25 protein-coding genes and 2 pseudogenes are annotated in these 22,301 nt (G+C 40.5%); 14 read left to right on the forward strand and 13 right to left on the reverse strand.

Translation table 11 applies throughout. From position 1 onward, the window contains the following. Positions 1-8: 8 nt before the first annotated feature. Complete coding sequence (locus ACLFKQ_RS28980) at positions 9-440, reverse strand: hypothetical protein (protein ID WP_449003095.1); 432 nt, start codon at positions 438-440, stop codon at positions 9-11. Positions 441-774: 334 nt separating this feature from the next. On the opposite strand from ACLFKQ_RS28980, the gene ACLFKQ_RS28985 reads away from it, so the two are divergent. Beyond that, a complete protein-coding gene (locus ACLFKQ_RS28985) occupies positions 775-1,917 on the forward strand; it encodes an IS4 family transposase (RefSeq protein ID WP_448998311.1) in 1,143 nt (380 codons plus the stop codon). A 151-nt stretch (positions 1,918-2,068) separates the two neighbouring features. On the opposite strand, the gene ACLFKQ_RS28990 is transcribed toward ACLFKQ_RS28985, so the two are convergent. Then, entirely contained in the window at positions 2,069-4,243 is a 2,175-nt protein-coding gene (locus ACLFKQ_RS28990; protein WP_449003096.1) for a hypothetical protein, read from the reverse strand. A gap of 661 nt (positions 4,244-4,904) precedes the next feature. Here ACLFKQ_RS28990 and ACLFKQ_RS28995 point away from each other — a divergent pair. From ACLFKQ_RS28995 to ACLFKQ_RS29005, 3 genes are all read left to right on the forward strand, one after another. Then, entirely contained in the window at positions 4,905-5,330 is a 426-nt protein-coding gene (locus ACLFKQ_RS28995; protein WP_449003097.1) for a hypothetical protein, read from the forward strand. Between the two features lie 338 nt (positions 5,331-5,668). Then, the gene (locus ACLFKQ_RS29000; protein WP_449001707.1) at positions 5,669-6,064 is read left to right on the forward strand and encodes a transposase; all 396 of its coding nucleotides are present in this window, start codon (positions 5,669-5,671) and stop codon (positions 6,062-6,064) included. Further along, entirely contained in the window at positions 6,022-6,387 is a 366-nt protein-coding gene (locus ACLFKQ_RS29005) for a transposase (protein ID WP_449003136.1), read from the forward strand. The genes ACLFKQ_RS29000 and ACLFKQ_RS29005 overlap by 43 nt, the downstream gene beginning before the upstream one ends. A 16-nt stretch (positions 6,388-6,403) precedes the next feature. On the opposite strand, the gene ACLFKQ_RS29010 is transcribed toward ACLFKQ_RS29005, so the two are convergent. Then, the gene (locus ACLFKQ_RS29010) at positions 6,404-7,546 is read right to left on the reverse strand and encodes an IS4 family transposase (protein WP_448998311.1); all 1,143 of its coding nucleotides are present in this window, start codon (positions 7,544-7,546) and stop codon (positions 6,404-6,406) included. 134 nt (positions 7,547-7,680) lie between these two features. Between ACLFKQ_RS29010 and ACLFKQ_RS29015 the strand changes: the two genes are divergently transcribed. Both ACLFKQ_RS29015 and ACLFKQ_RS29020 read left to right on the forward strand, forming a co-directional pair. Beyond that, complete coding sequence (locus ACLFKQ_RS29015; protein WP_449003098.1) at positions 7,681-7,941, forward strand: hypothetical protein; 261 nt, start codon at positions 7,681-7,683, stop codon at positions 7,939-7,941. 53 nt (positions 7,942-7,994) lie between these two features. Further along, positions 7,995-8,585: a hypothetical protein gene (locus ACLFKQ_RS29020; protein ID WP_449003099.1), complete on the forward strand. Its 591-nt coding sequence runs from the start codon at positions 7,995-7,997 to the stop codon at positions 8,583-8,585. A 32-nt stretch (positions 8,586-8,617) separates the two neighbouring features. Here ACLFKQ_RS29020 and ACLFKQ_RS29025 read toward each other — a convergent pair whose 3' ends face one another. The 3 genes from ACLFKQ_RS29025 to ACLFKQ_RS29035 all read right to left on the reverse strand — a co-directional run bounded on the left by ACLFKQ_RS29025 (position 8,618) and on the right by ACLFKQ_RS29035 (position 10,606). Then, positions 8,618-9,208 (reverse strand): hypothetical protein, encoded by a 591-nt coding sequence (locus tag ACLFKQ_RS29025; RefSeq protein ID WP_449003100.1) that lies wholly within the window; start codon positions 9,206-9,208, stop codon positions 8,618-8,620. A gap of 174 nt (positions 9,209-9,382) precedes the next feature. Then, positions 9,383-10,027 carry a hypothetical protein gene (locus tag ACLFKQ_RS29030; RefSeq protein ID WP_449003101.1) on the reverse strand — a complete coding sequence of 215 codons (645 nt, stop codon included), beginning with the start codon at positions 10,025-10,027 and terminating at the stop codon, positions 9,383-9,385. A 114-nt stretch (positions 10,028-10,141) separates the two neighbouring features. Continuing rightward, positions 10,142-10,606, reverse strand: coding sequence for a hypothetical protein (locus ACLFKQ_RS29035; protein WP_449003102.1), 465 nt, complete (start codon positions 10,604-10,606; stop codon positions 10,142-10,144). Positions 10,607-10,735: 129 nt separating this feature from the next. Here ACLFKQ_RS29035 and ACLFKQ_RS29040 point away from each other — a divergent pair, with 129 nt between their 5' ends. Beyond that, positions 10,736-10,939: a cold-shock protein gene (locus ACLFKQ_RS29040; RefSeq protein ID WP_449002888.1), complete on the forward strand. Its 204-nt coding sequence runs from the start codon at positions 10,736-10,738 to the stop codon at positions 10,937-10,939. 101 nt (positions 10,940-11,040) lie between these two features. On the opposite strand, the gene ACLFKQ_RS29045 is transcribed toward ACLFKQ_RS29040, so the two are convergent. Next, positions 11,041-11,229: a type II toxin-antitoxin system death-on-curing family toxin gene (locus tag ACLFKQ_RS29045; protein ID WP_449003137.1), complete on the reverse strand. Its 189-nt coding sequence runs from the start codon at positions 11,227-11,229 to the stop codon at positions 11,041-11,043. A 67-nt stretch (positions 11,230-11,296) separates the two neighbouring features. Between ACLFKQ_RS29045 and ACLFKQ_RS29050 the strand changes: the two genes are divergently transcribed. Further along, positions 11,297-12,508, forward strand: coding sequence for an IS256 family transposase (locus tag ACLFKQ_RS29050; protein ID WP_448998010.1), 1,212 nt, complete (start codon positions 11,297-11,299; stop codon positions 12,506-12,508). Between the two features lie 30 nt (positions 12,509-12,538). Here ACLFKQ_RS29050 and ACLFKQ_RS29055 read toward each other — a convergent pair whose 3' ends face one another. Next, positions 12,539-12,727 (reverse strand): hypothetical protein, encoded by a 189-nt coding sequence (locus ACLFKQ_RS29055; protein WP_449003103.1) that lies wholly within the window; start codon positions 12,725-12,727, stop codon positions 12,539-12,541. After that, positions 12,724-12,948: an AbrB/MazE/SpoVT family DNA-binding domain-containing protein gene (locus tag ACLFKQ_RS29060; protein WP_449003104.1), complete on the reverse strand. Its 225-nt coding sequence runs from the start codon at positions 12,946-12,948 to the stop codon at positions 12,724-12,726. The genes ACLFKQ_RS29055 and ACLFKQ_RS29060 overlap by 4 nt, the downstream gene beginning before the upstream one ends. Before the next feature lie 283 nt (positions 12,949-13,231). On the opposite strand from ACLFKQ_RS29060, the gene ACLFKQ_RS29065 reads away from it, so the two are divergent. Then, on the forward strand, positions 13,232-13,846 hold the full coding sequence (locus ACLFKQ_RS29065; RefSeq protein ID WP_449003105.1) for a hypothetical protein: 615 nt from the start codon (positions 13,232-13,234) through the stop codon (positions 13,844-13,846). Continuing rightward, the gene (locus ACLFKQ_RS29070) at positions 13,846-14,472 is read left to right on the forward strand and encodes an RES family NAD+ phosphorylase (protein ID WP_449003106.1); all 627 of its coding nucleotides are present in this window, start codon (positions 13,846-13,848) and stop codon (positions 14,470-14,472) included. The genes ACLFKQ_RS29065 and ACLFKQ_RS29070 overlap by 1 nt, the downstream gene beginning before the upstream one ends. A 364-nt stretch (positions 14,473-14,836) precedes the next feature. Here the strand turns inward: ACLFKQ_RS29070 and ACLFKQ_RS29075 are convergent, their stop codons facing one another. Next, the gene (locus ACLFKQ_RS29075) at positions 14,837-16,162 is read right to left on the reverse strand and encodes an ISNCY family transposase (protein ID WP_448998174.1); all 1,326 of its coding nucleotides are present in this window, start codon (positions 16,160-16,162) and stop codon (positions 14,837-14,839) included. A 154-nt stretch (positions 16,163-16,316) separates the two neighbouring features. Here ACLFKQ_RS29075 and ACLFKQ_RS29080 point away from each other — a divergent pair, with 154 nt between their 5' ends. Both ACLFKQ_RS29080 and ACLFKQ_RS29085 read left to right on the forward strand, forming a co-directional pair. Beyond that, a complete protein-coding gene (locus ACLFKQ_RS29080) occupies positions 16,317-16,712 on the forward strand; it encodes a tyrosine-type recombinase/integrase (RefSeq protein WP_449003107.1) in 396 nt (131 codons plus the stop codon). Between the two features lie 45 nt (positions 16,713-16,757). Next, positions 16,758-17,291, forward strand: a complete 534-nt coding sequence (locus ACLFKQ_RS29085) for a tyrosine-type recombinase/integrase (RefSeq protein ID WP_449003138.1) — start codon at positions 16,758-16,760, stop codon at positions 17,289-17,291. Between the two features lie 15 nt (positions 17,292-17,306). Here ACLFKQ_RS29085 and ACLFKQ_RS29090 read toward each other — a convergent pair. The 3 genes and pseudogenes from ACLFKQ_RS29090 to ACLFKQ_RS29100 all read right to left on the reverse strand — a co-directional run. Next, a pseudogene (locus tag ACLFKQ_RS29090) lies at positions 17,307-17,771 on the reverse strand (penicillin acylase family protein); the annotation flags it as partial. Positions 17,772-17,857: 86 nt separating this feature from the next. Further along, complete coding sequence (locus tag ACLFKQ_RS29095) at positions 17,858-18,487, reverse strand: tyrosine-type recombinase/integrase (protein WP_449003108.1); 630 nt, start codon at positions 18,485-18,487, stop codon at positions 17,858-17,860. 118 nt (positions 18,488-18,605) lie between these two features. Then, entirely contained in the window at positions 18,606-19,262 is a 657-nt protein-coding gene (locus ACLFKQ_RS29100; protein ID WP_449003109.1) for a TetR family transcriptional regulator, read from the reverse strand. A gap of 172 nt (positions 19,263-19,434) precedes the next feature. Between ACLFKQ_RS29100 and ACLFKQ_RS29105 the strand changes: the two genes are divergently transcribed. Beyond that, a complete protein-coding gene (locus ACLFKQ_RS29105) occupies positions 19,435-20,838 on the forward strand; it encodes an FAD-dependent oxidoreductase (RefSeq protein WP_449003110.1) in 1,404 nt (467 codons plus the stop codon). A 119-nt stretch (positions 20,839-20,957) separates the two neighbouring features. Beyond that, positions 20,958-22,250 (forward strand): annotated as a pseudogene (locus ACLFKQ_RS29110) (DUF4158 domain-containing protein); the annotation flags it as partial. Positions 22,251-22,301 lie beyond the last annotated feature (51 nt).

A 22,301-nucleotide genomic window follows, 5' to 3' on the forward strand; every position in this document is an offset into this window, starting at 1 on the left:
ATCAACGTCTAGTAACAGCACATCAGCATTAGTTTAGCCGTTAGATTACAAGCATTGTAGGTTAATTGGTGTTTGGTAGTTTTAATTTGGTTATTGAGCCAAACCAACTGCTCAACTGAAATATGCTGTAGTTCGCCACGTAGAAAATACAATCGTTTAACATTGCCGATTTGAGCAAACTTAGCGATCTCGGCATCATTGAGATTACTACGGATTCCGATAGCAGTTTGCATTAACAAGGTAAACTGAGTTCCCAGACTTGCTAAAATAGCGCGACCGTCAGTAAAAGCCGTTAGTTTAGTAACATAATTGGGTATTTCGCTGCGTCTGCGTTGAAGAATCATTTCTTTAAGTTCAATCGCACTGGCATATTCAGAAGGAATCACTTCTTTAACTAAAGCCAGGTTGGGATTAGTAGACAGTACGGCAATAGTCGCCAAACCGTTACGCAGCAGGGAAAAATTGTTGTTAAGTGCGTGGCGCCTGAAGGGGTGACAAGGGAGCTAGAAAGATTGCTGGATAATAAACATAGCTCGTAGACCCCTCTGGTAAAAAGGCAGCTTATTGAGATTGAGCCACATCAATTTGTTTATCCATTCCTTCATCAAGGTAAATGAAACCAGCCAGCTACTACCATATAAACCAAGCCAAAAGTAGCTGTTGCGAGCTGACGGGGTGACAACCCTGTGAGAAGTCAGACAGTGTAGGGAACAGAGACAACCTATGGTAAAAAAGATTCGGTCAGTTATTGAGAATCCGACCGAACCCTAAAAAATGTTAAACCAATTGTACCGCAATCATCTTTCACGTTATCTGAGTGATGACCAACTAATTACTTTGGAAGTGCTGGTATACCTTATCCAGACCTACAAACAAGTAAAGATAGAAAGACTAGCTGCATACTTCCCTTTACCAATTAAATATGAGAGCCGTCGTCGCCGAATCCAAAGGTTTTTGAAGTCCTCAGCTTTATCAGTTTCGTTAGTCTGGTTTCCCATAGTCAAAGAAGTAGTTCAAAAGAAATTCTTGCCAGACCAGACAATTTATCTAGTCTTAGATAGAACTCAATGGCAAGATAAAAATCTGTTCATGGTTGGAGTAGTGATGGCGAAAAGAGCTTTGCCTATATACTGGCAGTTTCTAGAGAAGAAAGGAGCCAGTAACTTCGCTCAACAAAAAGCCATATTACGTCCAGTATTGAAGCTGTTTAAACAACACCAAATCGTTATTTTAGGAGACAGAGAATTCCAGAGTGTTGAACTAGCTAAGTGGCTGACCCAGCAGCAGGTCTACTTTGTGCTTCGACAGAGAAAGAGTACGAAGATAATGGTAACTCAATTAGGTTTTACTCCCTTAAAAGACCTAGACGTTAATCCAGGAGACCAACGGTTTTATCAAGAAACTAAAGTCACTCAACTGCATCAAGTTTCGGGGATTTATTTAGGGGTCTATTGGCGACGTATTTACCGAGGCATGGGGGCAAAGGAACCCTGGTATCTGCTGACAAATTTACCCAATTTACCTGAAGCTGTCAAAGCCTATAAAAAGCGCGTAGGGATTGAGGCGATGTTTAAAGATTGCAAGTCAGGTGGCTACAATCTCGAGGGGTCGCAAGCTCAGATTGAACGCCTTACTCGTCTAGTTTTGCTCATCGCCATTGCTTACACTCACTCGGTGTTCAAAGGACATACTCTTAGCCTTCGAGGTCAGTCTAAATACATCGGTCGCCATCGAAAAATTAAACAATCTTTGACTCGCAACAGCTACTTTTGGCTTGGTTTATATGGTAGTAGCTGGCTGGTTTCATTTACCTTGATGAAGGAATGGATAAACAAATTGATGTGGCTCAATCTCAATAAGCTGCCTTTTTACCAGAGGGGTCTACGAGCTATGTTTATTATCCAGCAATCTTTCTAGCTCCCTTGTCACCCCTTCAGCCAATCAATTACTCGTTTTTGATGAATGCTTGGTTGCATAGAAACCCCATTTTTACTTCTTTGCTAGATATTCTGCGAAAGCAGTAGGTAAAAAGGTTTATCTTGAGAAAGATCCGCTATCGCACCTTTGACTAACCATCGAACACGCTATAAAACGAATTTTGAAAATGGTTTACTACTTCAAATATTTCTTTAGATCGCAAGCTGTCTGTCTTCTCTACACCGTAAGTCTGTTGGATATATTGCAAGTAATCTTCTTTAGTTAAACCCAAAGCAGAAACTAACTCTCTGATTTGTGGCAGTACAGCTTTAACATATGAGTCAGAATTTGTTCTTATTTGAATCAAAGTGTTGAGTGAAACTAAATATTTTTCTTTAGTTTTAATTTCTATCGGTCTTACATAGACCATAATTTGCCGATTATCATCTCCCAAAGAAGAAGAATGATAATCAGTTAAGATTTTTACTTTCGTTCCTGGTTTGAGGTTAATCAGCTCATCACCACGAGCAGTAAGCCCCGAACGAGAACTAACCTCTATTCCGTGAAAAAAATAACTATTCTTTCTTCTTGCTTTACTAATTTCCTCAAACTTGGTTTCTGAAGTTTTAACTTCAGGAATAAACAAATTTTCTAGCTTTTGTTTAATCTTTTGCTTTATCAACTCAAGCTTAAGTACAAATACTCCATACACTAAATATGGACAAAACTCTACAAAACACTTCAAAAATGTGCGATCGCTTTGCATAAGCTTTTGTGCAGCTTGAGTTTCAGCTATTTTGTCAGACTCATTTTTTTTAATGCTACAAACAGGGGGTGCGATCGCTTTTTGAATGTCTTTTCTAGCTTTTTTTGGAGACTGTTGCTTTTTTGTAATATATTTTTTGGAGTTGATAAGTAACTCAATTGTGACAACTATTTTTTCGGCGATCGCTCTTACGCATCCCATAGCTAATTTGAAACTAAAACCTGGCTCTTTCTTAATTTTTGTCTCTTGAGTATATTTGGGATGCCACAGAGCGCGATATTGTGGCTTACTAAGAGTATTACGGCTAAACTTAGTGCCATAGAATGCCAAACACTTTTGGTTGATAAAATCTAGGCGTTTTAGTACGCCTAGGGGCATAGTATCTAGTGGATGTTCGGATAAAATAGTTCTCAACCGAATCATAGTTTCATCGCTGCGCTTTTGATTGATTAGCCCCCATCTACCCCTATGCTTATGGAAATTAGTTACTACAGGTTCGACCCCCGATAGCTGCTCTTGTTCTGTCCATAGTTCGGTAAAGTTTTGCATTCTTTGGGGGTAACTCGCCCAAATACTCCAATAGTTAATAGCCGAAGTCGCCCATTCAAAAGCCCGTTTTTCTATCTCATCTTGATGACCGCAGTGGTCTTTGTACCCTGGTAAATTAATAACTCGTTCGTGGATAAATTTAGCTAAATCTGTCACGGTATCCGCGCCGTAGAATACTCTACCTAAGTTAGCCAAGTTTTTCAGGATGTCGTTGGTCTGTCCAGAACCAGTAAACCCAAACTTCAGGCTGTATTCAAGATCTTTTTGCCATTGAGTGCGACTTTTTCTCTCTAGCGCAAAATTACAGTACCATTCGCGAGCCGTCTTGCAGCATTCTAGAAGTAGCTCGAAGTCTTGGCGATCTACTGAGCTATTCATTAACTCGACAAATTCCTCTGCCCCTCCTGAGACTGGTTCAAAGGTTTTAGGATCTAATAAGACCGATCCCGAACCAGGCTGCATGGGTACTCGCAGACCATTAAATAGCGAAAATCCCTCGCCTTTTTTCTTGTATCGTTTGGTGTTGGGAAATATTTCTAGCTGCCCTGCCTTTATTTCAAAACCGTTTTCGCTTAAAACTCTGAACAACACGCAGGCAAGATTGAAGCTGTTTACCTCTTCTGGCAAAAAGAAGAATACGTGTACCCCTCTGTTACTGCTAGAGCGAATTAAGATAGTTCGCTTGATGCCGATTGTTCTTAATGTTTTAAGTAGTTTACAGTAACGTTTGGGATTAACCAGAGGATTATTATGACTGTTTTTGTCCAAATCCAGGCAGCCAAATTTGGTCTGTCCGCCAAAACGCAAGCCCAAGCTAATCTTCGGATCTTGCCAGTAGCTCTCAAAATTTCTGGGATTTAGTATATATCTAGTTTCCGTGTGCCAGCTTTCACCTTCTCTTTTGAGAATAAAATCCCAATGATGACTGAAAAATTTTAATAGCTTTGTGACAACAGGCGAGACTGGTAAAAGTCTGGAACGATTAATTTTAGGAGGTTTTACAATTGACATAATCTCTCTGTCGAGAGCCAGCCTCTTGTCAGATTTGCTTCATAACTGCTAGGATCGTCTACACATAAAGATACAAAATTATCCAGGGTGTCCAATCCAGATATTTGTAATCTGCGTATGGCAACATACGTTTTTCATTCTTGTCTGTACTGCCAGGTACGGACGCTAGGAATGAAGTTGAGTGTAGAGGTTCTCTTCGGTGTCAAGTCCAATCTGAAGAGACTTCTCTCAATATTTTTCTAAATTTAATAATGGTTAGGTTTAACTTTCTTAGTGGAAGATATCGTTTCAATTTTATTCACTAATCCATCTAGCTAAATCCATGTGGTTTTAACCAAGAATTAGCTTTTTGAAAAACACAAAGTTTTGATGTAGTGCTAACGTACTGAGTTTTCTGTGTCATAATTGAAGTAATTGATTAGGTGATAATCTCTAAGGTCAAAGGGTTTCATCTATTTACCCGATTTGTTGGCGCAAGTCGGGGCTATTTTTTTGACATTCCATTTTGCACTGTTAAGCTATACAGGACATTATGGATTTGTTGATAAAGCAAATGTTATGATAAAGAAAATATAATTACTTACTGGCTTATCGAACATCTCTAATTTACTACTTGTAAATTATTTTTTACCTTTAGTTAAAGAAACTGTAATAAAAGTTAATGCTACTGCACCAAGCCCTGGATGAAACCATTAAGTATTGTCGAATGTCTGCCAAAGAGCTAGCGGAAGCTTCAGGTGTATCTAGTTCCCGCATTTCTCAATTTAGAAATGGATTATTTCTTGAAGGCAAAGGTAGTGACTTGACAAGTAAAGCTATTAACGAGCTGATCGATGCCGCCACTTACATCGATCCCAAAGCCAAGCAGGTATTTTCTCTCTTTTTAGCCGATCTAGATCCAAGATCGGTTCGATTGGGTTCTTCAGCGATTAATCTCAGTCAGCTCAAAACAATGAAACCTGCTGAAATTTCTCAATTACTAGTAGCGATCGCCGACGCTTTAGATAAACCCAATCCAGTAGCAAGGAAAACTTCACAAAGCGAAAAAAATAATCGATCTTTAGTAAACGCTTTAAACGCTTCTTAAGCTCGCTCGACAAAAATTGTCGTTCAGTTACCTAAAAGTGAGAAGATAACTAACGGGTAAAAGAAAGCAAATAATCTGTTTACCTTGGTAATCTAAAGCTAAGGTTTATTTTTGTTGGCAAATGCCTAGCTATTAGTTTGTGAGGATTTATAGGTGTAACCACAGATGACAGGTAATATCAATGCTGCGACAATGGATAGCTCTTCCACGAACATAAAGGAATTTTTTCAAGTGAATAATACAGATGAAATGGATTCGTTGGTACAAAAGTTGTCGGCGAAAGAGAAAGCGGAATTAGTGCAAAAGTTGTTAGGTTCTGTTGACGTAAAGAGGCAAAGATGAGAAAGTACCTGAAGTTGCTGATTTTAGTCAAAAAATTCTTCATGAAATCTCGTGTTAAGTTGGACGATTCTGCTTGGCAGCAAATTTTCGTTGTTCTGAGCCACCAACAAGACATCCGTATCAAAGACCCCAAAGCTTGTCGTCGTTTTCTGAATGCGGTTCTCTGGATTACTCGCACAGGTGCTCAATGGCGTGAATTACCCAAACGTTTTGGCAACTGGAACAGCCTCTACAAACGATATCGGCGTTGGTGTCAGAAGGGAGTTTGGCATCGTCTCTTGCAAGAAATGTCCCACTCTGCTGACTTAGAAAGTTTAATTCCCGATAGCACCATGATTCGTGCTCATCCCTGTGCAGCAGGAGCAAAAGGGGGTCAGAAAAACACTCTTTAGGAGGTTCTTGTGGCGGATTTAGTACCAAGTTACATGCTGTGGTAGATGCGTTGGGCAATCCGCTGCGGTTGCTTCTGACTCCAGGGCAAACCGCCGATATCAGTCAAGGAGAGGCATTGGTGGCTGGTTATCGAGCTCAACAGGTAATTGCCGATAAAGGCTATGATTGTGATGCTTTTGTGGTCTTGATTGAGGAAACTGGTGCTCAAGGCGTGATTCCGCCTCGTTCTGGTCGCCTCAACCCTAGAGATTACGATTCACATCTGTACAAGGAGCGACATCTAGTTGAGTGCTTTTTTAACAAACTTAAATACTATCGCTGAAGGGGTGACAAGGGAGCTAGAAAGATTGCTGGATAATAAACATAGCTCGTAGACCCCTCTGGTAAAAAGGCAGCTTATTGAGATTGAGCCACATCAATTTGTTTATCCATTCCTTCATCAAGGTAAATGAAACCAGCCAGCTACTACCATATAAACCAAGCCAAAAGTAGCTGTTGCGAGTCAAAGATTGTTTAATTTTTCGATGGCGACCGATGTATTTAGACTGACCTCGAAGGCTAAGAGTATGTCCTTTGAACACCGAGTGAGTGTAAGCAATGGCGATGAGCAAAACTAGACGAGTAAGGCGTTCAATCTGAGCTTGCGACCCCTCGAGATTGTAGCCACCTGACTTGCAATCTTTAAACATCGCCTCAATCCCTACGCGCTTTTTATAGGCTTTGACAGCTTCAGGTAAATTGGGTAAATTTGTCAGCAGATACCAGGGTTCCTTTGCCCCCATGCCTCGGTAAATACGTCGCCAATAGACCCCTAAATAAATCCCCGAAACTTGATGCAGTTGAGTGACTTTAGTTTCTTGATAAAACCGTTGGTCTCCTGGATTAACGTCTAGGTCTTTTAAGGGAGTAAAACCTAATTGAGTTACCATTATCTTCGTACTCTTTCTCTGTCGAAGCACAAAGTAGACCTGCTGCTGGGTCAGCCACTTAGCTAGTTCAACACTCTGGAATTCTCTGTCTCCTAAAATAACGATTTGGTGTTGTTTAAACAGCTTCAATACTGGACGTAATATGGCTTTTTGTTGAGCGAAGTTACTGGCTCCTTTCTTCTCTAGAAACTGCCAGTATATAGGCAAAGCTCTTTTCGCCATCACTACTCCAACCATGAACAGATTTTTATCTTGCCATTGAGTTCTATCTAAGACTAGATAAATTGTCTGGTCTGGCAAGAATTTCTTTTGAACTACTTCTTTGACTATGGGAAACCAGACTAACGAAACTGATAAAGCTGAGGACTTCAAAAACCTTTGGATTCGGCGACGACGGCTCTCATATTTAATTGGTAAAGGGAAGTATGCAGCTAGTCTTTCTATCTTTACTTGTTTGTAGGTCTGGATAAGGTATACCAGCACTTCCAAAGTAATTAGTTGGTCATCACTCAGATAACGTGAAAGATGATTGCGGTACAATTGGTTTAACATTTTTTAGGGTTCGGTCGGATTCTCAATAACTGACCGAATCTTTTTTACCATAGGTTGTCTCTGTTCCCTACACTGTCTGACTTCTCACAGGGTTGTCACCCCGTCAGGGATGTAAGCTACATCAGGCTAGCTATTTGCAACTGCTAGAACATAGAGTAACTTATGAACCTCAAAAAGATATGCTCGCTGTGCGTAAGGCAAATCGGAATGAAATAATTGGATTAGAGCCTCAATTAGAAGTGAGTTGGAATCAGGTCGAGATCGAGAATTATGTTCCAAGCCAAATAAAACAATTATTAGAAGTGGCTTCCAAGCAACAAGAAATAGATACTGTCAGAACATCTGCTGTTCTCGAACACAACAAAACAAACAAAGAATTTGAAATTGAATTTTAAAGGGTATAAATAGATTTTGTCTCTACTTTACATCCCAAGTTTAATTTGCTGTAATGGTAGTAGTAACAGACGTTTGGGTGATTTTTTTTAGAAAGCCAATGGCAGATGGGATTTATTTAAGAGGAGTAATGAATATTCTCAACCTATCTGAGTCTGCGGTAAACAAACTAGTAGACGAGGGATATCTAACGTTTACAAAAACAGGAGCTAAAGGTAAACGAGTGTTTGACAAAACTTTGGTTCAAGAGTTCAAACGCGATCCTGTGTACCAATCTTTAAAAAAGCAAACTGTTCTGGTATATCTGCGCTGCGAAACAGAAGAACAAGAGCGCATGATGAAGCGGAAAGTAGAGCAATACTGCAAGAAAAATAATTTTAAAGCAAACATTATTGCTCAATTAAATCGAGGTATTAAAGATATATCTCAACAAAGCTATAAATTGACCATAAATTATATATTTGAACACACAGGGATTGCTGGATTAATATTTTATGGACGCACGGATGATACTAAAGAAATAAAAAAAATTTTTCAAGCAAGAGAAGAAGCTTTTAGCTACTGTATCCAAGATTTAGATGCAAATTTGAAGAATAGCTTGCCAGACAGTAATGAAAGTAGTAGTGTCGTCTTTGGTCATTCTTAATATAAAGTAGTATATTAATACACTGAAAGAATTTACCCGAACAGTTTAAGTTGTTCGACCTCATAAAAACCACCAGACTGCTCTATTTTAAAATTTCCAAACAAAGCGGCAACAAACGTCTGAGCTAAAGTTAGGTCGTTTGATTTAGCTATTTCTGGAAGGGTATTCACTTTTGGATACAACTTCAAATGTCGCTCTACTGATTCGACCCAAACTTCGATGTTCTCATCATGAGCTAAAGTGAAAACTTCTGATTCAAATAAATCTTCTGCTATTACATCTAAAGCTTCTGTTGCGGATAAAAATTTAATTAATTTAGTTGTCTCTCGGTGATAATCTGCCCTTCGTTGAGGCTGAAGGTATTTAGCTAGAAAAACTGTACTAACGCTCTGCTGAGTGAGCGATGCCAGAAATTCACTAAAACTGCGATCGATTTGAGTATCTGTTTCATCAACTTGCGATCGCTGTGACTTTTCTAGTAGAGTATTTGCCCTCTCAAGAATTTGCTCGCTTCCAAAATAGATAAGTTCTCCAGAGCGTCTAAGCTTTACCTCATCCCGAATACAGGCAGAGCTTACAGCATCTACTTTTTGAATTAATTGTGTAAAGGAAATATTTGACATAATTCATTCAGGTTATGCGCAGGTCGGGCTTGCTCTTTTTTTATTCTAGCTTAGAATTAATATAATAATAGCTAGAACTAATTTCTGGACTTTTTTTAAAAATAGCCGTCGCTTAGATTGAGTTACGAAATCAAAAGCAAATTACTTAAGACTTAATTTGACCTTGTGTTGCGTTTACTCTACGATCTTGCTGGCGACAACCTCTTCAATTGAAGTAGCTTCAATAGTTTCCAAAGCTGTGGACAGTAGTTCGGTAGCTTTCTCTATCTGAGTTTTGAGTAACAGAATCCGATTTCGACGTTCGATTCCCGACCTACCAAGAATATTTCTGGGGTCTGTATTGCGAGAAAGGTGAAGTACTTTTACGGGGTTTTCCTCTTGTTGAGGGGGAAAGATCGCCTTCTTGCTGGTTAGTTTATTGTACTGGTAAGTTGCGTAGGGACGTTTTACCAAATACCTATGCGCTTCAACAGATGGTGGGGCGACATAGGATGAAGTAAGTTCGGCAACTAATTCTTGGCATTGAGAGATCGCGTCGATGAGGGTGACAGTAGATTCTTCTATACCTAAAGTTTCTGAGGTTTGAGAACAGCCGCGATCGCGCAAAAGTCTCTGTGCTGCTATAGTAGGAGACATCATTACAGTCTGAACTACACGACGATTGTTTTCCATTCTAGCTGCATATATTTGCGCCTCTTCTTCTTCTGTAAGCTGAATTATTGTTCCACAAACTTCTTTGTTTGGACAATCTTCAGCGGTAAGTCCTGGCTGAAGAAGCATCGAGGCACAGGAAAAGCCATAGGAGCAAACTTTAGGCATATTTTTGGTTCTAGCTAGATTATTTATTTATTTTAGCTAGAACTAACTTGAAAAGTCTGAAAAGTCTGACACAAAAAAATTAAAACAGCAGTGCAGTATGCAGTATGGTGGTAATTACCTTCGCAAGCATTCTGGACATTCTTCTGCATTTAACCAATAGATCAATCCCAAACAGTCGATTCCATATTCTGCTTCTAAATGAGACAAAAGCTTTTGAATATAAGCTTCGAGTTCGGGTTGTCTCAATCCCTGAGTGTGCTGGAGTAACATTTGATGAGAAAGTTTATTGCCCTGATAGATTTTTAGAGCGATCGCATGAACAAATTGATTTTCTTTACCGTAGATCTCAAGTTCGGCGCGGTATGCTTCGGGTAATATCGGCTCTATTGTAGTTATACTTTTGTTCCTGGCATTATTTTGCCTACGCTTGGCATTGACGAGTCCTGATTTTCTCAAGCGATAGCGTTTGACCCGACAGTTATGTTCGACGTAACATTCAGCGTTTTTTTCTTTGGCCTCATCTTCACGGCGGTAATTTTTGGCACAGTATACACATTTAGGATTAGCTTTTCTGCCCATTAATCAGGTTCAATAATATCTTTAAAGTTAAGAAATTTACCTTGTTTGACCATTTTGAAAAAACATGTTGGTTATTTTTACGATACACTTCAAGCGACTGGATTATTTATTTAGCAAAGAGAAAATTGTATGAGTACTGGTACTGTAAAGTACTTTAATAACGAAAAAGGCTTTGGTTTTATACTTCAAGATGACGGAGGCAAAGATCTTTTTGTCCATGCCTCTGAAATTCAAGGCGAACGCAATACTACTCTCAATGAAGGACAGAAAGTGAAATACGAAGTCGGACAAGGCAGGAAAGGACCTTGTGCGGTAAACGTTATTCCAAATTAATTTGGCTGGCGAATTTGATATAGTGAAGTCTGTTTGATGTTAGTTTCGATCGAACAGGCTTTACTGTATTACACTCAAGCTTTAACGATAAATTTTTCAATCTAACTGGCAAGCTCTAATTCTGCTAGCTCTCCCGCAGCTAAAGCTATCATGGTGTTTACTGCTTCTGTTGGCTCTACTTTTAATAAGAAACCATTAATCGCCAAGAACATACCAATAGCCAAAAAAGCAGCACGTTTGTTGCCATCATTGAAAGGGTGGTTTCTGGCAATGCCATAAGCATAGGGTATGTAAAATAAATTGTGTCAAAGGTCAAAACACACTCTAATAAATAGAATTAATGTGAGGAATGAGACTATGACCTTTCGACCAGAGTTAATTGATGAACTGCTCAAAGACTATGAAAAACCAGAAGACCTTATTGGAGAAGGAGGAATCCTCAAACAACTGACCAAAAAACTCGTAGAGCGTTGTTTAGAAGCTGAAATAGACGTACATCTAGAGACTCAGAAGGCAGAGCGGGGCAAAAAAGAGCGACAAAATCGACGCAACGGACACAGCCGTAAAACCATTAAGGGGGAGTTTGGCGAAGCGGAACTTGCCGTGCCTCGCGATCGCGATCGCCAATTCGAGCCTCAGATGGTCAAAAAAGGACAAACTCGTTTTACAGGCTTCGATGACAAGATTCTCGCCCTGTATGCGAGAGGAATGACCACTCGTGATATCCAAGCCCAACTACAAGACCTTTATGGAGTAGAAGTATCGCCAGCCCTGGTATCTCAAGTAACCAATGCGGTTCATGAAGAGCGACTCCAGTGGCAAAATCGCAGCCTAGAGGCAGTGTATCCAATTATCTTTTTTGATGCTTTGGTCGTCAAAGTCAGACAGGAGGGAAGAGTCATCAACAAAGCCGTCCATCTAGCTCTGGGAATCAACATCGAAGGCGATAAGGAGTTATTGGGGCTGTGGATGACCCAGACAGAAACGGCAAAATTCTGGCTGTCGGTGTTAACTGAGTTAAAGAATCGTGGAGTCAAGGATATCTTTATTGCTTGTATCGATGGTCTGACGGGCTTCGCCGAAGCGATTGAAACGGTATTTACGCAAACCCGCGTACAGTTATGTATGGTACACATGGTCAGGAACTCCCTACGCTATGTCTCCTACAAACACCGTAAAGCTGTTGCCGCTGACCTCAAACGAGTGTACACTGCCGCTACTGAAGCTGAAGCCGAACAGGCACTAATAACTTTTGCTGACAAGTGGGACTCCACTTATGCCCCAATTAGTAGGTCTTGGCTGGCTCACTGGCAGCACGTGATTCCGTTTTTCCAGTTTCCTCCAGAAATCCGTCGCATTATTTACACCACTAATGCGATCGAGTCGATGAATATGACTCTTAGAAAAGTGTTGAAGAATCATCGGATTTTTCCAACAGATGAAGCTGCGCTCAAAGTTATTTATCTTGCGATTAATAACTTATCTCAGAGATGGACTAGACCTTTACGGGATTGGAAAGCTGCTTTAAATCGATTTGCCATCGAGTTTGAAGGACGGCTTCCACTTTAACTTTCTTTGACACAAACTTATTGACAGATCCTAAGCATATGCCGCAGCCAATCTCGGAATGCTTGTCACTTCCTCATAAGCAAAAAAATTCTGTGGACGAGCCAAAGCAGACAAAAATAAACCTTCATTTCTTATACCTGAAAGTCCCCCAAATTCTGCTAGACTTTCTCGATGTAACAAACGCAACGCATTTGCATCGATCCAGATGGGCTCACTCACTCGGCTAAAGCTTTGAAAACTTCTCGATTCTGTTTGATAAAAGCACGACCCTGTTTTATCTGATTCTCTACTTCTGGATTATAAGGACTCAGCACGTATCCTTCAGGTGTCTCAACTGCGTACAGAGAATCTCCTTTCTCTAGCTTCATACTTTTGAGCATTTCTACAGGAATTACTACCCCTGTAGATGAACCTACTGTCGTCAACTTAAGCGTGTACATGGGTTTACAACATTATTATAACAATTATTATAATAACACAAAATGATATTTTCTTCGTGCCGATTTTGAATAATAGCGTATCAATTGCATATCATTTTGTATTTGTATAAGTTAGCAATTTATAGAATCACTGTAAAATATAGCTTTTAACGTCAAATAATTTAATTTAACTTCTGATTAGGACACTTATCAGAGGTAAAGCTATATTTCTTATTTTATTGTTTTACTATAACTATATCTCTTAGGTAAGTTACAATAAAGTCAAGTAATTTGGTAGTTAGACATGAAAAATACCGTTATTCACTCCATTGAGGTTCCCCAAGACAGAGATGAAGTAGCAAGAACCCTTTTACATCATGTAGCAGCTTCCTTGACTGAAGCGAGTACGGAACATCTCAAGCAAATAGTCGAATCCCTCAAACCTAAAGTAACCGACCCAGCAAAAAAAGCTTTGGCAAAAAAGATAGCGGGTGATGACTACAGTGAAGGTAATTTAGCCGTACTGGAACTGGCTAATTTAGAACGGTACTATCAACGTCGCCGCGAATTATTAGCTCGTAGCATTACTACACCAGAAGTAGCAAAACTGATTGGCTGTCAGGCAATTACCACCGTACACGATCGCCGTAAGGCAGGTACGCTTTTAGGACTCAAGGATAATGGTGTCTATAAGTTTCCCTTGTGGCAATTTGACCCAGAAGGAGACGATGGCGTAATCGATCGCCTGCCAGAACTTATAAAAACCTTGCAAATATCGAATTTTGCCAAACTTAACTGGTTGAGCAAACCATTAAGAGCTTTTGAAGATCGAACTCCTGTAGAGGTGTTAAAAAGCGCAAATGATAATGATATTGAAGACTTGATTGTCGAAGCTAGAGGAGTAGGTGTCGCTCAGTAATGGTAGAGATTAGATATCCACCACCAATTCGCAATATTAGTCCTAAGTTTACAGAATTAAAACCTGGAACGACAATTCAAAGAATATTTGACCCTAAAAGTTATGGAGCTACCGCGACGGGATTTAGATATTATGGTCCATTAAGTAGGTTCGACCATCACAATAGTCAAAAACCTGGAATAGATAAAGAACGGGGGATAATCTATGCTGGGTTAAACCTATCATGTTGTTTGATTGAAGTGTTTGGTGATGACGAAGCAATTAAAATCCAAAAACAGCAGATTGCCATTATTATCTTAAAACGAAGCTTCAGACTGCTCGATCTAAGAGAATCTGGGGCTTGGGATGCTGGCTCGGTTGCAGCAATGGCAAGTGACGGTAGAAGGAAACTAACTCAAGCTTGGAGTCGTTATTTCTACGAGAATCCAGATTTATATGGAAATATTGAGGGTCTGATTTTTAATAATGCTCATGATGGTAAGCCCGCAATAGCTTTATACGAACGAGCATCTCCTAAATTATTATCCGCTGATGTCTCTGTCTTAGATCTTAATGAGCCAACGATTAGGGAAACTGTACTCGCAATCGCTACTAAATTAAATTTGTTAGTTGAAATTGAACTATGAAAATTGAGATTGTTTCTGTAGAAGAAAGCAAAACAACAAATATAGTAGAAACAAGGGTTGAATCGATAAAACCAGCGATAGTTGTCCCCGAATCGACAACCATCCAGCAATTCTCATTTTGAAACCTGAACGGAAGAAAATAGAGGGTAAAAGATAAAAATTGGGAACTTGTTCGCGAAACTTTTTCGCGAACAAAGTCGAAGAGTTAATTGATTGTGAGTCAAAGTAAGCTCCGGAGCAGCTATCATCCCTGAGCAAGTTCGTTTTGAGCCATGAAAAAGCCAAGTAATACTTGGAACAACCAGCTATTACTTTGTAGAGCTATAAGGGGCGCGAATTGGTTCAGGTTCAACAGTCGCGAAATTTAGCTAGAGTTAACCCCGTCAGGTGCTTTTCCCTCCCTCAGCATAAACTCGAACAAAGTCTGCCAACTCTCAAACCATAAATATCTGGTCAGTGCCCGAAGCTCGTTGAAGAAGGTTTGGCGAGTAACCAACATGGAGCGAACGGCACGATAAGTGATGTGGATTAAATCCAGAGTGGTGTGGAAGAGATAGGCTAATAAATTAAGGCAAAATAGAAGTTCTGCCTGGTGGTTTTGACCGTGACCAAAATTATGTTCGAGATGATAAACCTTAGTTTTGAGAATATTATTCCCTTCATTTTCTACCTTCCAGCGTGCACGAGCAGCAGTGACAATCTCGGACACATTCTGGGCATGAATTTCATGGCAAGTAGCAAAGGCATTGTAGTATAGAGTTTTCTGGTTGCTGGTATCTGTTACCGTCACCTCACACCAGTTTACGTCCAGGGCTGGTTGGGTGGCTCTGAGGGGAATTTTATTCACAAAACGATAGTGATCAGACAAACGCTTTCGTCCATGGAACTCAATCTCGGTCAGAGTTTGCACTTCACCGACTCGTTCGAGGTAATCCACCCAGTCATAAACTTCTGGATGGGAGCTTCGCTTACAGACGAAGATAAAATGATAGCCATGGTTCAAAGCCTTTTCACAGATGGGTTGGTTACAGTAGAGGTCATCCCCAAGTAAAGTTACAGGCGGGTCTTGTGGCTCACAGGCATGGGCAGCAATCCAACGCTTGGCAGCAGCGTTTTCACAATCTTGTTTGTCGTGACCATCTTGGGGAGTGATGAATTCAGGTTCTAAACTGATGACCTGTGGTCGTCCTGGAGCCACTAATACTGGTGTTACAGCAGCGTGAAAATAGGTGGTGCTGCCGTTTTTATGTGTCTGATGGCAACAGTGACAGCAGTGAATCTTCTTGGACGAGAAATATTCAGTGCCATCGAGAGTCAGTAAAAATTCTCCACCAAAGCACTGATAGGGCTTGAGATTTCCCGTTTTTGACAAACCGTCATAGACGGAGCGAAAGACCCCAAACACCGTTGAAGCTGGCACCGGGTCGAGCAGGGTACGAATCTGATTATCACAGGGGATGCGCTCGATCCCAAACAGACTAGCCGCATTATCTCTCCCTTTCTGGGTTTTCATCAAGCGTTGATGGTCTAAAAATGACCTCGATTGCATGAAAAAGACCGAAAAAGCACTTTTTATCGCTTCTTCAACCCTATATTTGGTGTTATTGCCCTGTTTTCTTTCATCGGGCAGCTCATCTAACTCGTCGGTTAGCATCGATAATAATTCAGGCATCCCTATTGCTAAACCCATGTTGCCACTCCAGCGAAGGTTAATGCCTTTTACTTTAAGCTAATTGCCCCTTCTTGTTTTAGTTCTCTATGTTGAATAGAGAACTAATTCCCAATTCTTCTGCTTGTAACGATTCTGGACTGGGTTTCAATGTCATGAAATCTTAAAATGAGAATTGCTGACAACCATAACCCTAGAAGATATCTTTGCTCGATTTCTTCGGTTGGAAGTCGGAGATGGTGCAGCTTTCTCTGATACCATTCGTAACTATCTGTCCCAAACCAAACAGTATTTAAACTGGTGCAGAGATAATCTACTCTCGCCCATCGAGGCAGAACCAGAAGACATCAAGCTGTACCGACAACATTTAGTTAACTCTGGATACGCTAACTCGACGATCGCTACTAAGCTTAACATCATCAGAATTTTCTACAAAGCGGTGCAGAATTATCAACTAATTGAGAACAATCCCGCTCTTAAAATTAAAGCACCATCAGACAGAAAAGACCCTGCCGCTCGGATTACTTTTTTAGAAGCAGAGGAACTAAGATATCTACTGAACTATCTTTAATCTCAACTAGATGAATCTAAAACCAATAAACAAAGACTTGTAGTTCTGCGCGATCGCGCTTTAGTTGGCATCATGAGCTTAGAAGGTTGCAGAACAGTAGAAATGCACCAACTCAAAGTAGCAGATATTGTCAGGCAGGGCATTAAAACTGGACTACAGGTAGCGGCAAAACGAGCTAGCAGAATTGTTCCACTGACTGAAAATTTGGCTGCCCAACTAGAAGATTATCTTCAGATGAGGCGAAAAGTTCTGAGGCGAAAAATCAAACCAACAGATTATATTTTTGTCTCCTTTAGTAACAACAATAAGGGTGGTCAATTATCCCGACGTAGCATTAGGGAGATCTGCGATCGCGTCCTGATTGAATGCAATTTCAAACATAATTCTGGTAGAACTCTTACGGCACATAGTCTGCGTCATACTGCTGGTACGCTGGCATTGAGAACTGGCTCGGACTTAAGACAGGTGCAGGATTTACTGGGTCACGCAGATCCCAGAACTACTTCGATCTATGCTCATGTAGGCGATCGCTGGGAACATAACCCAGGAGAGAATATAGAGCGTAATCTGGATCGTTGAAATTGGCAGCAATGTTTACTTTAATGCTAGGTCTTCTGAAAAGACTTTAGTTTCTACTAAATGAGCTTCCACATCTTGACGTAAATGCCAGACAGGGCGCAACTGTTTTTGGGAAAATAATTTTAATTGCTCCTCAGAATCAGTAGAGTTTGGCTGAGTGCTATTACCATAGGTAGTGAGTGACATAGCTTTGACTGGTTGGGAGAACTCAATAGCAGCCACGTAAGAATCGCCATTATATGCCTGGTAACGTTGGGAGTTTGACTGGGGGATAAAATCAACCACCCGAAAGATACCTAGTTCGCCCGAACCGCCATTAGCAGGTAAATCGATATTGCCATGTTGTAGGCGGAATACTTCACCCCAGGGAACGTCGATCGCGCCATAATCTTGTTCAATCTTTGTAGCTACAGCTAAAAGTGTGGCAACAGCTTGTTGAGGATTGGCTAACCCATCGGGAGTATTGAGAGGAGAGCTTTCTTGGGGTGAAACTAGCGAAGCTGTCACCAGGGGCGATCTAGCCTGAAACCTTTGCCCAGTAAGTACTTCAGACTTGGTTTTTCAGATTAATTCCACAAACCTTCAAATCTGGCAGCAGATAGCTGTGTATACCTGACAGTATTCTGAATATTGGCATGACCGAGATAATCCTGAATAGTTCTCGTGTCTAATCCCTTATTCGCTAGATAGTAGCCACAAGCATGACGGAGAAGATGAGCATGAACCACAAAATCAAAACCTGCTAGTACTCCAGCTTGATGAACAATATGACTGATAGTTCGCTCACTCAAAGGAGTATGGCGATTGCCAGTAAATACAAATGGTGAAGGTTCGTAATCTCGTTTTAGTTTCTTCAAAGCCCTCATCTCATCACCCTGAAGTGGATGACGACCAGAACGAGAACCCTTAATTCGTCTGATATAAATCGTTCCTTCTTTTAGATCTACATCTGACCATCGCATACGAGCAGTTTCAGTTCGTCTAAGTCCATGACGATAAATTACCAAAATCAGAATAGAATTTCTGTAGGAATACCACCCACCTTTACTCTTCACCGCCTCAATTAATAGTTTCACTTCTGAGGCAGTAAGATGGTCGCGAACAATGTCTTGGTGCGCGTTCCCTTGCGCCTTACGTCGGCGCGGGGTCGCACCGCTATTGCAGCTTTCAGTGCTTGGGGCAGTCAAAGTTACCATAGCCAGCCCTCTCTCAAAGTTTAGTTATACCTCAATTGTAGGGACACCTTGATGGGACAAATCAGCTATTTTTGCCGTCTCTAGTTAGAAGCTGCAATAATCTCTAAAATCTAGATGTTTAAACTGCATTTGATTTAACTCCACCTAACACAAGTTGAGTAGCTGACTCAATATATTGAGTGATCGCTTCTTCGCTTAATAAATCTTGTTCTGGGTTAAGATGTTTGAGGTTTTCATAGGCGTTAGCGTAAAAAGTACAAATTCCGATGATGTTAAGGGTTGTCATCTGAACATCTAATTCTTTGAATACCCCTAAAGCTATTCCACGTTCTAATACTTTTCCTAATAAGCTGATGGGTTCTTGCCAGTTTATCAGTTGGAAAAATTTTCCTTGATTTTGAATTGCTTCTTGAAACAGTAGCATCCCCCGACGTCGATTTGAGGTTTCATATTCGATTGCAGCTCGAATCAGGGAACTTAAAGCTTTCTCAGGAGGCAGTTCATCTAGATCAAGTTGTTGAAAAATAGTGTGCAGCAATTGTGCGGGGCGTTGTAGGACTGCTTTATACAAATCTTCTTTGTTCTCAAAATAGTAATAGATCATTCTTGGCGCGACACCCGCACGCTTGGCAATAGGGTCAACTCTCGTACCGTGTAACCCCTGCCTAGCAAACTCAATCTCCGCAGCATCGAGAATTTGCAGCTTGGTGGCTTCCGAGTCGCGAGTATTTGAACTCGATTTAGCCGATGCTGATGCCTTTTGAGAACGTCCCATGTGCCTTACCAACGTTTACCGCAATAGCTGAAGTGTGTTTACCATCTCACTATAGTAGCTAACTCTAGTAATTAAATAAATGTTTAATTCATGCTTGACAAGATAAAAATCCTTATTGAATAATTATGAAATAAACGTTCCATTCATTCTTTGAATAGCCAGAAATTATTTTATGAGTCGGCAATCTAAGATTCTAGGAGATCGCGCTATAGTCATTGGTGGCAGTATTACAGGACTATTAACGGCTAAAGTCTTGACCAATTATTTTGAGCGAGTAACTGTAGTCGAACGAGATCGCTTTCCCGAACAGCCAAAACCCCGTAAAGGAATACCCCAGTGTACTCAACTACATATCCTGCTGACACGAGGTCGTCAGATTATGGAAGAACTATTTCCTGGTATCTGCGACGAATTAGTTACTCAGGGCGCAGCCACAGTAGACATGATTGGTGATGTAAAGTGGCTCAATCCTTTTGGCTGGGCTAAACGGTTTCCGTCGGGATTCATGGCACTATCTTTCAGTCGTTATATTTTAGATTGGTTAATCTATCAGCGATTGATGGCAACTGATGGTATAGATTTTTTAGAACAAGCTTACGTCACAGAATTACTTTCGGGCAAAGAAGACAAAGCTGTTTCAGGAGTAAAAATTAAACAACCAGATGAAGCTAGACAAAAAACAAACAAAACTCTGCTAGCAGATTTGGTAGTTGACGCTAGCGGTTATAGTTCCAATGCTCCTCAATGGCTAGAAGCTATAGGTTATCAAGCTCCAGAAGAAACGAGAATTACCACAGGGATGGGATATGCAAGCCGTCTATATGAAATTCCTAGTAATTTTCAGGCAGATTGGAAGGGAGTTTATATCCAAGCTGCACCACCCGAACGAACTAAGATGGGGGTGCTATATCCGATAGAAAACAATCATTGGATTGTTGGTGTATGCGCCACTACACCTAACCGTCCTTCAAAAGATGAAGCTGTTTTTCTTGAAGCACTCAGACAATTGCCTTCACCGATTATCTACGATGCCGTCAAACAGGCAAAACCAGTCACACCTATTGGTGTATATCATCCCCCTGGAAATCGGCTACGTCATTATGAAAAGCTAGCACGGCAACCAGAGCGATTTGTAGTTTTAGGAGATGCGGTATGTTCTTTCACTCCCATATACGGGCAAGGTATGACGGTAGCAGCATTGGGAGCAATAACATTAGGAAAATCTTTAGAAGAGATTGCTCAACAACAATCGCCTAATCTATCTGGATTAGCTAAGACATTTCAAACAAGATTAGCAAAAATCAACGCCGACCCTTGGATTGCTGCTACTAGCCAAGATGCTAAGTATCCTAGTGTTGAAGGTATTACCAAAGCTCCTAGTATTCCTGAAAAGTTGATTGGCTGGTACTTAGATCGAGTAATTGGTTTGACTACAACTGCGAAAAACCCTAAAACCGCTATTGCTCTATCAGAAGTGTTCCATATGTTGAAATCGGCAGGAACATTATTCCATCCTCGTATTGCACTACAAGTTTTAAAACAAGCAATTGGTGGCAAAACCGAAAAGACAATATAGATAATAAATAGCAATAGCTTACCTTCTTTTTGTAAACTATGAAATAAATATTTAATTCATGAAAAAACACCAGATCGATAAGATAATGCAAAGTCAGTAAAATCGACAATTCTCTTTAAATGAAACGTTCTTGGCAGCCAGAAGAACTAATCGAACACTGGACACTAATACCAACTGAATTAGATTTATTAAATAAGAAAACAGCCACTAATCGCTTGGGAATAGCTTTGTTACTCAAATATTTTCAGTATGAAAGTCGTTTTCCTACATCTAAAGCTGAAGTCCCTAATGAAGTCATTCGTTATATCGCTCAACTTCTTTCTGTTTCTCCTGACAGATTTGATAGCTATGATTGGCAAGGAAGAACTATCAAAGCTCACCGTGCCATTGTTCGTAACTTTCTTGGTATCACTGAAGCAACCGTCAAAGATGCTGATAATCTTACAGCATGGTTATCAACCCAAGTTTTGGCATACGATCTCAAACCAGAATCTCTAGAAATAGCTGCTAAAGAGCGTTTGCACCATCTCAAGATAGAACCACCTACTCAAGAGCGACTCCAACGTATTGTCCGTTCGGCGATTCGGAGTTTTGAAGATAGTTTTTGTAACAAGACTGCTCAAAAGCTATCATTACCAGTCCGCACCAAGTTAGACGAGCTATTAAAAACTACTTCAGAGACTGATAGTTCAGAAGATTCAGAAGAGACGCAGGGCACTGCTCCTCGCAATACTCCTTCTCCTCTAGCTATTCTCAAAAGCGACCCAGGACGCATCGGGCTAGATAGCTTAATCTCTGAAGCAGCCAAATTACAACAACTGCGCCAATTAGAATTACCCGATAATCTATTTGGGGAAATTTCTAATAAAGTTTTGCAAATTTACAAACAACGAGTTGCCGTCGAACCACCAAGAGAACTACGCCGTCATCCAGATAGTCGTCGCTATACTTTATTGTCTGCTTTCTGTTGGTTGAGAACTCAAGAAATCATCGATAAATTAGTCGAGCTATTAATTCAAATCATCCATCGCATCAATTCCCGAGCCGAAAGGCGAGTCAGCAAAGAACTTCTGGATGATTTCAAGAAAGTTAGTGGTAAGACAGGCATTCTGTTTCAGTTAGCAGAAGCAGCAATGGACAAGCCTGACGGGGTAATCAAAGAAGTAATTTATCCAGTTGTGGGTGAAACGACTTTGAAGAATCTGGTACGGGAGTTCAAATCAACGGGAACAGCATACAAGGAAAAGGTTTACACTGCAATGCGAAGCTCCTATGGTAATCACTATCGGCGGATGCTACCTTTTCTACTCAATCTTCTAGAATTTCGCTCCAACAATGAAATACACAAACCTGTTATTGAAGGCTTAGAACTTCTGAAAAAATACATCGGCAGTCGGGAAAGATATTACGACCTGACGGGGTGACAACCCTGTGAGAAGTCAGACAGTGTAGGGAACAGAGAC

This window comes from Myxosarcina sp. GI1(2024) (genome assembly GCF_053543375.1).